Consider the following 12,155-nt stretch of genomic DNA (forward strand, 5'->3'; position numbering starts at 1 on the left):
ATGGAGGATATCTTCGGGCGTCGCCTCGTTGCGGTTCAGCTTGTGGGTGATGTCCGATTTGCAGTGTACCGAGCAGCGTGACGCCAGCGGCACGACCTTGCCGCTGAAGGACCGTTGGATGGCTTCCTCCATGCCTAGCCCCATCCGGCCGATCTGTTGAACAAAAAATTCGCCGCTTCCTGCGGCGCATTTATTGTGGGACACCACATTGGTGATACGGCCGTCCATCATGAGGTAGACGAGGAAGGACTCGCCGCCGAGAGAGGCGACCGCATCAAACGACCTGTTTACTTCGCGGAGCGCCCGCTGAACCGCAGCCACCTCTGAAATATGACCGAGCTGGCCGGAGACACCGAAGTATTCCGCATCGGCGAACTCGGGCCGGGCGAGGATTTCGTCGAGTATCTCCAGGGGGCGGCCTTGATGAGCGACTACAGTTGCGCTTCGGTCCTCACCACGCAGGGCGGCCACCTTCACCGTGAGGGCGCCGATATTCACGCCAACATACGACATCGTGATCAGTCCTTCTTGCCTCTATCAGATGAAATGTGAGCAATGAACGTGCCTTTTTATGGTGATCGGGCACCAAAGACAGGGTGGCGATATGTTGAAGGTTTTCTCCGTGGAGCAAGGCGGCAAAGCACTGAGTGTGGCCTTGTTCCTCAGTCGTGTGAGGGCTGATGGGGAAATCCGCTTCGCCGGGCGGAAAGAAAATTGCCTCATTTTATTGGGGAAACAGTAGAGCTGCTGCTCACGCCAGATACGCCGCGACGATGCCGGAGAGTACGATTCCGTCGAAGGTGCCGGCGCCGCCGATGCTGGCGATGCCGGTGGAGATTTTCGAGATGTCGCGCAGATGAAGCAGGTCTGCGCCGATCAACGGCCCGAGTACCCCGGCGACGAAGGCGACCGGGGGCGCGTGGTCCGGAGCCAATAACAGAGCGCTCATGGCGGCGATCAGCGCAGGAAAGAGTCCCGGCATGGCGATGCCGACGCCTTCGATCGGCTGTGCCATCCAGTAGCAGGCGATGGTGTTGATGAGGACTGCGAGAGCGAGACCCAGAACCGCGTGCGATCCTGCAAGAATCAGGTGGCCAGTTTCATACAGTGCGAGGCCAACGGGGATGAGGCAGCCCCCGACGTTGACGGCGATGATGGTTTCTCGGCGCACGCGGAGAACCGATGGCCAACGGCCCGGCAGTCCGAATACAGCCAGCGGGTCTGCGAGCATCGATTCCGTTCTGGGGATCCGTTTCACCGGGATATTGATGGGGCTTCCTGCGAAAATTCCGATGACGATGAGCAAGGCCGCCATCGTGTCAAGTTTGAGTTTGATGAGGGCCGAAGCGAACAGCTGCCCGAAGATGAAAGGGAGCATTGCCAGGAGGAGGAGAAAGAGCAGCAGTGGGAGGACAGCGGGAATTTTCATCGTGAAGTTGTGCTCCTCATCGAACACTCATGGCGTTGCGTTTGGCAAGTTCTGCCAAGTGATCTGCGATTCTTGTTGGTTCTGGTATCCGATATCCCTTCTCGCACGCAAGCGTGAGACGAACAGCCTGGGCGAGGCCGATCCGGTGCCCGACCGAAATAAAGATCGGCCTGACGCGATCGCGGGTCCGAACGACCGTTCCGATGACACGGCCGTGTGAATCGCGAAGCGCCGAGGTGCCCCCACGCAAGAGGCCCGGTGCTCGATACGTACCGACCAAGAGTGATTTGGCACAGCCGATTGTCGGTTTGTTCAGGCAGATGCCGATGTGAGAGGCAATGCCTGCGGCTCGCGGGTGTGACATTCCGTGACCGTCAATAAAGATGACGCCGGGATCGTGCCGAAGTTGAGCGAATGCGCGAAGGAGGGCCGGAGCTTCCCTGAATGACAGCAGGCCGGGGACATAAGGAAATGTGACGCGATCGCGGTGGATCACCGTCTCGACCGGTTCCAGATCGGGAAACGACAGCACGATCACCGCGGCGAATACTCGACTGTTTTCACGATCGAACGCCGCATCTGCTCCCGCGACGAGTGTCGGGCGTGGGATCCGGCCACTCGACAGGACGTTGCCGCGGAGTTCCTCCTGAATCCGGACAGCCTGCTGTGGTGTGACGTTCCATGGATGGAACTGAAAGATTTTCATCGTTCGGCGCTAGTCTCTCCGCCACGGATGAGAGCAAGGCGGTGTTTCATGGATTCCCAATGCGTGCCGGGCCAACAGACGCGGGGGCAGCCATCGCATTGCAGGAAATCATGGTAATACTGCGCGACGAATGGTGGAACAAATCTAGCCGCAGCCTCTTTGGTGATCGGACGGAGTATGGCATTGCAGTCGGCGCAACGGAAGGATCTCCTCTCGTCCAAATCAAGGCGAACAGCAAGTTCGTCATGAAGTTGCCGTAACTGGCCATCAAGGTCATCACGTTCGATCAACGTATGTCGCCCACGTAGCACCTTGCGTTGCGCCAGATAGCCGTCGCGCGTGAGAAGCCAGCGGTCCTCTCCGATCGCTCGGTTGATCAAATCGTTATCGTCAATGACCTTTTCATAGGCCGTGTCGTAGCCAAGAATGCGCAGCCAGCGGGCGAGACGTCCCAGCATCGCGTCGGCCATGAAGCGTCTGACTGGTTCGCGAACCGGCGGCGGGTCATTCATTAGAAGACGGCCTCTGTGTGCCCGAACCGGGAGTTTCATGCGGTGAGAATCCGACTCCCTTGATGATCATCCGCTTGTCGTCGATCCTTACCTGCGCACCGAGAAATAATTCGGCCAGCCAGGCGCTCGTCATCACATGGTCGGTGACGGTCGGAATGACGAACCGGCTTTCGCCTTTCGCTAAGGCGGCGAATGGAATGATTTGGTCGGAAGCAAATCGGTCCAGCGTGGCACTGGATTTAAGATCTTCGATCAATTGTTTCGCAACGCGCTTGCCGATCGACTCCGCGCTCCTTCGCAATGCTCCGGCCTGATCGGCTCCCAATCGTACCGTGTCTCCGCGGTCGGCAAAGAGCGCGAGCGCTGCGCCTGGCTGCAGTGAGTCGGCATCGTCGCGGATGTCGATATCGGCTTGAAGACCGGCCTTGGCGAGCGCGTCTCGCGCCGATTCCGCCATGCGCCGGCTCACGCGTCGTTTTTCGAGATGCGATGAGAGTGCAATGCCCCAAATACGTGTGATCGGACCCGTTACCTCTTGTGTGATGGCTTGAAAGGGCTCGCGAAGGGGATTTACGGTGACTCGGAGTATTCCCTCACCGCGAGGGACATAGCCGGGACGCACGATCTCAACTTCAGAATGCAGGTTCATTCTTTCCAGGATTGGAAGAAGCACATGCTGGAGATGAAAAGCCGAGGGGGCAAAATCCTGGAAGAGACCGCCACGCAATTCGGCCGTGACCCGCGATCCTGCGAACGCCAGTACCGGCAGGATGCCCAGGGCCAGCATCGTCGTCGAGCCGGCGGAGCCGATATCCCAACAATAGTGGCGTCCCGTCTTCAACGAGCCAGGACGGAACGTGAATTCCTGCGAGCCCGACGCGAGCCCTTCGGCGTGCCCGTTGACTAGTTCGGCAATCGCTTCAACGACACGGATGTGTTGCGGGCGAAGGCCGGGTTTGTCTCGTTTGGCCCGGGCATGGACCATATGGATAGCTTGGCCGGTCAAGGCCGAGAAGGCGACGGCTTGCCGCACGATCGTGCCGCTACCTGAGAAGCGAGAACCGTCGATCTTGAGCATCGATACACCAAAGTTTCTAAGCGGTTCCTCATCCTGCGGGATCGTGTCAAATCCTTGTATAAGGGTGAAACGTCGGCTACCGCAAGGGAGAATCTCCGGGCGAGTGAGTGGCCCAGTGGGGGATATGTTCCTCGCGTTGTACTGGATCTCGTCGCCAAGTGCCACGTTCTACCCATTTCCGAGACGGCCCATTTCTCTTACATGTCACCTATCAGCTGTTGAACCTTCTGCTCGAGGATCGGTCGCCGGCCTCGCCATTATTTCTAGGTCATGCGTATTCGAGTCTGCCCTCAATAGTCCAGTTCGATCGTGGCTTTTTGCAGCACGAAAGACCGGTTTATCTGGGGAGTTAATCCCCACATCATTAGACTGCTACCCCTCAGCGAGAGCATCAATAATCGCCATATAACTCGAATCATCAACGATTTTGCGTAACGGTTGTCGTTGGCACTGCGGTTGCTGTTGGAGTGAACAGAAAAGTCTTTTCCGTCGATCGTCTGGTGAGGGTGTGAAAGCTTCTGAGGCGTCATTACAGGATCGGGTTCTAAAAGAGGTTCGTGCAGCGTTAGAGCGGGAACCACGGGTCAATCTGCACAAGTATCCCGTCACCATGGAGTTTGCCGGCGATGTACTCACCCTGGAAGGTGAGGTCGAGCACGTCGCGGCGAAGAAGCTGAGCATGGAATTGGCGATCCGCGTTCCTGGAGTGAGCGGAATCGTAGATCGTCTGCACGTCGCACCGGCCGCCCGTATGGGGGATGGTGCGATTTTGGACGCGGTGCGCGACGTGCTGCTCCAAGAACCGACGTTGATGAATTGTTCGATTTGCGTGATTCGTAAAGGGCAGCCAAAAACGGTTCGAGAGGTCTCGGACAAGCCTCACGGAGTTATCCGAGTGTCAGTGAGGGAGGGAGTTGTCCTGCTTGACGACCATGTGTTGAGCCTCACCCAGAAACGGTTGGCTGGTGTCTTGGCCTGGTGGGTGCCTGGTAGCCGGGACGTGATTAACGGCATGGAGGTCATTGCCGAGCAACCGGACTCGGACGAAGAACTCGCGAAAGCCGTCCGGATCGTATTGAAGAAAGATCCCTTCGTCAACGGTGATCGAATTCATGTGGAAGTGAAACAATCCGTGGCAACCCTGGAAGGCGAGGTGCCTTCAACTCCGCAGAGGGAAATGGCAGAGTTCGATGCTTGGTACGTCTTCGGAGTCGACAGGGTGATCAACCGACTGGAGGTTCGGCCGTAAGGAAACAGGAAGGGGCCAGGAACCGTTCGTGCGCAGCACCGTATGGGGGCTCTACCCGCGAACGGTTCCTGGCCCCCTCGAAATGAAAACCTAAAACAAGGAGGAGTGATCATGGCAAAGGGGAAGGGCAAAGAGTCCAAAGAAGTCGCCGCCAAGAAAGGCGCGGAGGTCATGCCGCGGTGGGGTGAGTTTGACCGCTGGTTCGACCGGCTGACGGAAGATTTCTGGCGTCGCCCGTTTCCAAGCCCCGTGCTCGGCGAGCGCTGGCCGTTTCCCGGATTCCCGCTGAAAAGCCCCTCGCTGGACGTCTTTGAGGAAAAGGACGAAATCGTGGTGAAGGCGGACCTGCCCGGCATGAACAAGGATGAGATTGAAGTGACCGTGATGGAGAACGTGGTGACGATCAAGGGCGAGAAAAAGAAAGAGGAAGAAGTCAAAGAAAAGGATTACTACCGGAGAGAACGTTCGTACGGGTCGTTTGTGCGGAGTGTCGAGTTGCCCAGCGAAGTCAAGGGCGACCAGATCAAGGCGAACTTCAAGGACGGTGTGTTGGAAGTCAGGATGTCGAAGACCGAAGAGGCGAAGAAGAAATCCGTCTCGGTGAAGATCGACTGATCCGAGGTCGTGAAAGCGCGCAGCCTATGAGGAAACGGGTACTGATAGGCCTCGCAATGATACAGGGGGTGGCGCTCATGCTGATGGCCTGCCACCCCCCAACCCCTAGGGCGGCCGATTTCGAGGTGCCGCGCCATGCAAAAGCGCTTGCCGAGCATCGGCCAGATTCTGCTCCTCCACTCGTCAGCGTGCTGAGTCCTCCACAGCAGAGCTCCTCTTAAGCTCATCGATCTCAAAAGTTTGAGGGAATGCGGTCTGGTTGCTAGCCCTTCCGATCTTCCAGTAGAGTATCCCGCTGTCAGACTGCCGGTTGAATGCCGGCTTCCCCAAATGACAAGGAGAAACAATGCCTCAACGGGATAAGCGTGTTTTATTTGGTCTGTTGTTCTGGTATGTGGCGGTGTCGATCTGGACCGCCCGTGCACCGGCCGATCCACAATTCTGGCTCCTTTCGAGCATACTCCCCACGCTGTTCGTCGTGCTGTTGGTCGTGAGCCATCGACGTTTCCCCTTGTCCCGCGCATCGTATGTCTTCATTACGTTGTTTCTGACACTGCACACGATCGGTGCCCACTACACCTACGCCGGTGTCCCGGCCGGGGAATGGATGCAACGGGCGTTGGACCTGAATCGGAATCATTTCGACCGGATCGTTCATTTCAGTTTCGGGTTCTTGCTCGCCTATCCGATGGAAGAGCTGTTTCGCGTGGGCGCTGGTGTGCGAGGGTGGCTGCTGTACTACCTGCCTGTCATGACGGTTCTTGGCTTGAGCGGTCTTTGGGAAATTCTCGAATCATGGGTGGCGAGCGCTGTTCATCCCGAACTGGGCATCACCTATTTGGGTTCTCAGGGTGATATCTGGGACGCCCAGAAAGACATGGCCATCGCCCTCTACGGGGCCTTGCTCTGCATGACGTTGTTGGCGACCGGACGAATGGTTAGAACACCTGAGCCTACGATGGAACCCGAGCGCGTCATCTCGGAATCTTAATTCGATGATGGCGGATGTGCCAGAGCAACGCGGGGTGAAACTCAATTACACCCGCCGGCTCTTTGTGCTCCTTCTCTTGTACGGGCTGCTCTGGAGCTGGTTGGCCATCGATCCGGTCGATCGTCGTGATTGGGTGCTGGAAAATCTGCTTGCCCTGACGCTTATCTTCATCCTCGTGTCGACCTACCGGCGATTCAAATTCTCTACGACCTCGTATGTCCTAATAGTCCTGTTCCTGGGGCTTCATGCGATCGGGGCGCATTACACCTATGCGGAGGTGCCGTCCGGTTTTTGGCTGAAAGACCTTTTGGCGCTTAGCCGAAATCCCTTCGACCGGATCGCGCACTTCGCCTACGGTGCCCTCATGGTCTACCCGGTTCGAGAATTGTTGTTGCGTCTGTCGGGGGTGCGTGGGCAGTGGTCCTTTTATCTTCCCGTCGCCATGATTCTCGCGCTCAGCGGCCTGTTTGAAATCATTGAGGCGGTGGTGGCGGTGATCGTCAGCCCTGAATTGGGAAGTCTGTATCTCGGAACTCAAGGGGATGAATGGGATGCGCAAAAGGATATGGCGGCGGCATTCGGCGGGTCGATTCTCGGCAGCATCTTCATCAGGACGACTTCCAGGAGCCAAGAGCCTGATCCCGCCGGTGCCAAGGACTAAATTTATCAGGAGCTCCACAAAATTTCCTGGCCGCCTCTCAACCCGTCACGTTCGTCTGTCAACCTGCTGCGGCGGAGTTTCGGCAAGGTCCAGAACGACATCGTGGAGGCCGGACACGACGCGGGCCATGCGGGAAAAATCGATCTTATCCGGTGTGTCGGCCGCGGTATGGTAATGAGGATAGCGATTGAGCGCGGTGTCAGTCACCATTACGGCTGGATAGCCTTCTTCCCAGAACGACCAATGGTCCGACCACGAAACACCGGGAATCCATTCCCATAGTGCTCCGCCCTCCGATGGAAACCGCGCATGTTTGCGGAAGGTCGTCAGGAGGTGTTTGACCCATGGCGCGTTCTCAATGTTGCTCACGAAGGCAATGAAGTTTCCCGTGGAGGGATAAAACAAACCGAACGGGAAGGGATAGTCCTGACTCTTCGGTTCGTCGGAGTAGTAACCGATCGTTTCCAAGCTCAACATGAGGAAGATTCGCTCACCCCTCTCACGCCTCTCCCGGGCATAAATCCGGCTCCCCATGTATCGACTCTGAAAGTATGGCGGCTCCTCGTTTGTGAAGGTTACGAACCGCAACGTGCAGGAAGGTCTGGCCTTCGCTATGGCTCGCGCCAGGGGAAGCGTGGCCGCGACGCCGGTCGCATTGTCATTTGCGCCTGGACAACCTTGCACGGAGTCGTAGTGGGCACCGATCAGGAGGATGTCTTGAGGCCTGTTCGTTCCCCGCACCTCCACTTCAAGATTTTCACAAGTGGAGCCTGCCACTTCATAGCGGTGTCGACGGACGTCATAGCCTGAGCCGGCGAGTACGGCACGGATGTAATCAGCCGCGGCGACGAGCTGCTTATAGCGGAAGAGATTTCGTTCGCCGATTCGACCGGCGAGCTGTTGAACGTGAGTGAGGAGTTCATGCTTCAATGCGCTCTGTGCTTCAGTGAGGGGAGGGAGGGGGCCTCTGAATTTGTCACTCGGCATCCGAATCATGCTGGACCATTGTCGCACAATAGCGGGATCCAGCGCAGCGTGAGACTGCCCCTCCATGCCGCAGTATGTCGGGAGGACTGTGGCATTCTCCCTCAGCGGAACAAGGTATTAATCCGGCCTGCCTTCCTAACTTCATCTGATGACAGCGAGGTTTCCGTTTGCACAGCCGACCGCACGCTGGGCACTTGTCTTGCTGAACATGAATTTTAAACGGCTTCCGGACAGGCGAGTGACGGATGAAAGCTTTTCTCGCAGTCGCGATCGGCTTATGGATGATTGGCTGCGCCGGTATCCCGGTGGTTCCTCCGGACCTGAAGGAAAAAGTCGATCGGAGTGTGACGTTTGAGCAGGTGAAGGCCTCACCGCTCACCTACAAGGGGAAGCTCATCATAGTGGGAGGAATGGTGCTTTCTGCCAAGCCGCTCAGTCAGGACGGGACAAGGATTGAAATCCTGCAGTTGCCGCTCAATAGCGATGACGGACCCGTCAGTCGATTGACGGACTCGAAAGGAAGATTCCTTGCCCTGCACAAAGAATTCCTGGATCCAGCGACGATCCCGTTTGGAACGCGGGTGACGGTGGTCGGTGAAGTGAGCGGTTCAATGACATTGCAATTGGACGAGATCGAATACGTGTACCCGACGCTCGAAATCGCCTCATTGACGGTGTGGCCTCCCAAACTGCCGACGTATTGGATCCGTCCGTACCCTTACTTCGGCGCCTACTGGGGGCCCTATTGGGGACCGTACTGGGGGCCTCCTCCATATTGGATAGCATGGCCGGTGGAGAAACGATGATACCGAAAAGCGACTTTGCTCTCTTCAAGGATCGTCATGATGCCGGTCAGCGGTTAGCACAGGAGCTGCTCCGATATCGAAGTGCGAAGGATACGCTGGTGATTGCTTTGCCGCGGGGCGGCGTAGTCGTGGGTTATGACATCAGTCTTTCGTTGCATCTTCCGTTGGATGTGCTGATCACCAGAAAGCTGGGAACTCCGTCAAATCCCGAATTGGCCATGGGCGCTGTTGCCGAAACCGGTTATGTCCACATGAATCCGGATGTGGTTCGGCAATACAACGTGACAAAAGCAGAGTTGGACGAAGAGATACTCTGTCAGAAGAGCGAAATCCGCCGGAGAATTGAACGGTATCGTGGCGGACGGTCCCTTACCGCTTTGAAAGGGCAGACAGTGATTCTCGTCGACGACGGTATTGCAACAGGGGCGACCTTTTATGCCTCGCTCGATGCGGTCACCAAATCGGAGACGGTTCGTGTGGTGGCAGCAATTCCGGTCGCTCCGCCCAGGATCGTTACGGAATTGAAAGCCCTTGTCGACGAAGTCGTCGTCTTGCACACATCGGAATGGTTCTTCGGGATCGGACAGTTCTATGAACGATTCCCGCAGATAGAGGATGAGGAAGTCGTGGCATGTTTGGACAACGCTCGCGCAGCCCTATCGACCAATGCAGGAAAGTCAGCATGAGAAGCCATCGTTCCGGCAACCGTGCCGAATGCACGCGATCAACCGTTATTCACAAAGGAGGATGCCATGTCTGTTGCCAAAGTCACCGAGATTATTGCCGCTTCGCCGAAGAGTTTTGAAGATGCCGTCGCAGTCGGAGTCGCGCGCGCGAGCAAAACGTTGCAAAACGTGAAAAGCGCGTGGGTGAAAGACCAGAAAGTCGTAGTGGATAACGGCAAGATCACGGAATACCATGTCGGGCTCATGGTCACCTTTATTCTCAAAGATTAGGCCCGACGCTCCGTGGCCATCGGGAGGGTGACACGATTGCTCCCGAGGAAGGCTCTTTTGTTCAAAGAGGTCATGGTGGGATGAATTTCATCCTGATAAGCTCGGCCTTTAAGGAGGGCGAAACCATTCCGCAGCAATACACCTGTGCAGGGAGGGATGTGTCGCCTCCATTGCACTGGAGTGTGCCGCCGGCAGGCACGCGCAGTTATGTCATCATCGCGGACGATCCAGATGCGCCCGCCGGTACCTGGGTACATTGGGTCATCTACAATGTGCCGCTGGATCTGCGAGGGCTTTCCGAGGGCGTTCCAACCGATGAACAGGTGCTCGATGGCGCCTTGCAGGGTATGAACGATTTCAAGCGCGTTGGTTATGGAGGACCCTGCCCGCCGCCGGGAATGCCTCACCGCTATTTGTTCAAGCTATATGCTCTGGACAAGGTGATTGATCTGAAACCTCGGGCGACGAAGGCGCAGGTATTGGATGCGTGCAAGGGCCATATTCTCGCGGAAGCTCAACTCATGGCTCGATATGGCCGCTAGGAGGCTGTTCAGAATTCCATCTGCGCTAGAAGGAGAGGATTCAGGCTAATGCTGCGATGAAGCCGGTCGAATCTTCGGTCTACCTTGACCTCCGCCTCAACCGAGGCTAAATCTGGCACCCGCCGGGCAACGCTTATATAAGTGCGAGGATCGGTTCTGCTCTCTAGAAGTAGGAGTCATCGGTGCCGGCCGCTGAAACCAAGAGAGACTACTATGAAATACTGGGAGTAGATCGTAATGCGACTCGCGACCAGATCAAGCATGCCTACCGGCGATTAGCCCTCCAGTACCATCCGGACAAGAACAAGGATCCAGGAGCTGCGGCGAAGTTCCGTGAACTTGCGGAAGCCTACGCCGTTCTTTCCGACGAGACGAAGCGAAAGGAATACGACACGACGGGTCATGCCGGCGTTAGTGAGCGGTGGTCGACGGATGATCTGATGCGAGATTTCCAGTTCGGGGATTTCTTCGGCGGGCGATTCGGGGATCTTTCCGGGATATTCGGAGATTTCTTCGGCCGCCGTATGAGGCCAGGGACCGAATCGACGAGGGGGGTGGATCTCCGATACGACTTGGACTTGACGCTCGAGGAGGCTGCGCACGGCGGCGATCGGGAGATCCACATCACGCGATCAGAAAAGTGTGCGCCCTGTGGCGGGAGCGGAGCTAAAGCGGGTACGAAACCACTCTCCTGTCCGGCTTGCAAAGGAAGCGGGCAGAAGCAAGAGGTGAAGACGAAGAAAGACATGCGGCTCGTAACTCTGACGAACTGTGCGCGCTGCGGGGGGCGCGGGCACATCATCGAGTCACCTTGTTCACACTGTCAGGGTAATGGGTATCAATTTGTTCCACACAGGTTGAAAGTCCGGATTCCGCCTGGAATAGACGACGGGATGATGATCCGGCTGTCAGGTCAGGGGGAGACCAATGCGAATGGCGGGCCTCCTGGCGATTTGCTGATTCGTCCGCATGTCAGACCTCATCCCGTGTTCGAGCGCCACAGCGACAACCTGTATATGGTCCGGGCCGTGACGTTTCCCGATGCATCGTTGGGGAAAAAGTTGCGCGTTCAGGGTCTGGACGGAGAAACTCTTCAGATCACGGTTCCGGCTGGAACTCAGAGCGGGACTGCGTTGCGCTTGATCGGGAAGGGGATGCCCAAGGTCGGAGGAAAAGGTAAGGGCGATCTGTTCGTGGTCGTTGAGGTGCGGACGCCGACGGATCTGACGGAACGCGAGCGAGCTTTGATTCAGGAACTTGCCGACTTGCAAGAGGTGAGGATGCGGGATCAAGGCTCCGGTGCTCGGTCACGGGAGTAAACGCAGTTCACGCTCCCTTTACCGGAGAATCCCATTGGCCCCGAGGAGGGCATGGATCTCACCACGTTCGACGGTTAGATCAAGCCGATTCAGTATCGGGTATCCATCAGCCTCGAATGTAAGACCGCGAACATCGAGTAGAGGTGTGTTCATGATGACGGACCTGTCTACTTATCCGACAGCTGCATCAGGTGTGCCGGGAACCAACTAGTTCTCGGCCTCTTATTGTCTCACAAAAGCCGAACGTGGCGTTTTGCGGCAGGGATAGATCGTCCGCTGGGGAGTTAGGCATCAATCTATGAGG

At 56.9% G+C, this 12,155-nt stretch carries 16 protein-coding genes; 9 read left to right on the forward strand and 7 right to left on the reverse strand.

Annotated features, from left to right (window positions below; all coding sequences use genetic code 11):
* The 5 genes from ACWVCN_RS09840 to rtcA form a co-directional block, all read right to left on the reverse strand.
* Nucleotides 1-513, reverse strand: a 513-nt coding sequence (locus ACWVCN_RS09840) for a hypothetical protein (RefSeq protein WP_455245454.1), incomplete at its 3' end; no start/stop codon positions are given.
* Nucleotides 514-751: 238 nt separating this feature from the next.
* Nucleotides 752-1,429 carry a DUF1614 domain-containing protein gene (locus ACWVCN_RS09845; protein WP_455245455.1) on the reverse strand — a complete coding sequence of 226 codons (678 nt, stop codon included), beginning with the start codon at nucleotides 1,427-1,429 and terminating at the stop codon, nucleotides 752-754.
* A gap of 16 nt (nucleotides 1,430-1,445) precedes the next feature.
* Nucleotides 1,446-2,135, reverse strand: a complete 690-nt coding sequence (gene nfi / locus ACWVCN_RS09850; protein WP_455245456.1) for a deoxyribonuclease V — start codon at nucleotides 2,133-2,135, stop codon at nucleotides 1,446-1,448.
* On the reverse strand, nucleotides 2,132-2,647 hold the full coding sequence (locus tag ACWVCN_RS09855; RefSeq protein ID WP_455245458.1) for a Mut7-C RNAse domain-containing protein: 516 nt from the start codon (nucleotides 2,645-2,647) through the stop codon (nucleotides 2,132-2,134). Before ACWVCN_RS09855 ends, nfi begins: the two co-directional genes overlap by 4 nt.
* Nucleotides 2,640-3,725: an RNA 3'-terminal phosphate cyclase gene (gene rtcA / locus ACWVCN_RS09860; protein ID WP_455245459.1), complete on the reverse strand. Its 1,086-nt coding sequence runs from the start codon at nucleotides 3,723-3,725 to the stop codon at nucleotides 2,640-2,642. Before rtcA ends, ACWVCN_RS09855 begins: the two co-directional genes overlap by 8 nt.
* 508 nt (nucleotides 3,726-4,233) lie before the next feature.
* On the opposite strand from rtcA, the gene ACWVCN_RS09865 reads away from it, so the two are divergent.
* From ACWVCN_RS09865 to ACWVCN_RS09880, 4 genes are all read left to right on the forward strand, one after another.
* Complete coding sequence (locus ACWVCN_RS09865) at nucleotides 4,234-4,974, forward strand: BON domain-containing protein (protein ID WP_455245461.1); 741 nt, start codon at nucleotides 4,234-4,236, stop codon at nucleotides 4,972-4,974.
* Between the two features lie 111 nt (nucleotides 4,975-5,085).
* Nucleotides 5,086-5,589, forward strand: a complete 504-nt coding sequence (locus tag ACWVCN_RS09870; protein WP_455245462.1) for an Hsp20/alpha crystallin family protein — start codon at nucleotides 5,086-5,088, stop codon at nucleotides 5,587-5,589.
* A gap of 346 nt (nucleotides 5,590-5,935) precedes the next feature.
* Nucleotides 5,936-6,580 carry a DUF2238 domain-containing protein gene (locus ACWVCN_RS09875; protein WP_455245463.1) on the forward strand — a complete coding sequence of 215 codons (645 nt, stop codon included), beginning with the start codon at nucleotides 5,936-5,938 and terminating at the stop codon, nucleotides 6,578-6,580.
* A 4-nt stretch (nucleotides 6,581-6,584) separates the two neighbouring features.
* Nucleotides 6,585-7,241 (forward strand): DUF2238 domain-containing protein, encoded by a 657-nt coding sequence (locus ACWVCN_RS09880; protein ID WP_455245464.1) that lies wholly within the window; start codon nucleotides 6,585-6,587, stop codon nucleotides 7,239-7,241.
* A 45-nt stretch (nucleotides 7,242-7,286) separates the two neighbouring features.
* Here ACWVCN_RS09880 and ACWVCN_RS09885 read toward each other — a convergent pair whose 3' ends face one another.
* On the reverse strand, nucleotides 7,287-8,228 hold the full coding sequence (locus tag ACWVCN_RS09885; protein ID WP_455245465.1) for a M28 family peptidase: 942 nt from the start codon (nucleotides 8,226-8,228) through the stop codon (nucleotides 7,287-7,289).
* Between the two features lie 245 nt (nucleotides 8,229-8,473).
* Here ACWVCN_RS09885 and ACWVCN_RS09890 point away from each other — a divergent pair, with 245 nt between their 5' ends.
* The 5 genes from ACWVCN_RS09890 (at nucleotide 8,474) to dnaJ (ending at nucleotide 11,851) form a co-directional block, all read left to right on the forward strand.
* Nucleotides 8,474-9,034 (forward strand): Slp family lipoprotein, encoded by a 561-nt coding sequence (locus ACWVCN_RS09890; protein ID WP_455245466.1) that lies wholly within the window; start codon nucleotides 8,474-8,476, stop codon nucleotides 9,032-9,034.
* Nucleotides 9,031-9,720: a phosphoribosyltransferase gene (locus ACWVCN_RS09895; RefSeq protein ID WP_455245468.1), complete on the forward strand. Its 690-nt coding sequence runs from the start codon at nucleotides 9,031-9,033 to the stop codon at nucleotides 9,718-9,720. Before ACWVCN_RS09890 ends, ACWVCN_RS09895 begins: the two co-directional genes overlap by 4 nt.
* A 66-nt stretch (nucleotides 9,721-9,786) precedes the next feature.
* Nucleotides 9,787-9,990 (forward strand): dodecin family protein, encoded by a 204-nt coding sequence (locus tag ACWVCN_RS09900; RefSeq protein WP_455245469.1) that lies wholly within the window; start codon nucleotides 9,787-9,789, stop codon nucleotides 9,988-9,990.
* Between the two features lie 80 nt (nucleotides 9,991-10,070).
* Entirely contained in the window at nucleotides 10,071-10,532 is a 462-nt protein-coding gene (locus ACWVCN_RS09905) for a YbhB/YbcL family Raf kinase inhibitor-like protein (protein ID WP_455245470.1), read from the forward strand.
* 182 nt (nucleotides 10,533-10,714) lie between these two features.
* Nucleotides 10,715-11,851, forward strand: coding sequence for a molecular chaperone DnaJ (gene dnaJ, locus ACWVCN_RS09910; RefSeq protein WP_455245472.1), 1,137 nt, complete (start codon nucleotides 10,715-10,717; stop codon nucleotides 11,849-11,851).
* 18 nt (nucleotides 11,852-11,869) lie between these two features.
* Here the strand turns inward: dnaJ and ACWVCN_RS09915 are convergent, their stop codons facing one another.
* Nucleotides 11,870-12,004, reverse strand: coding sequence for a hypothetical protein (locus ACWVCN_RS09915; protein WP_455245473.1), 135 nt, complete (start codon nucleotides 12,002-12,004; stop codon nucleotides 11,870-11,872).
* Nucleotides 12,005-12,155: the final 151 nt, after the last annotated feature.

Source organism: Petrachloros mirabilis (assembly GCF_975968855.1).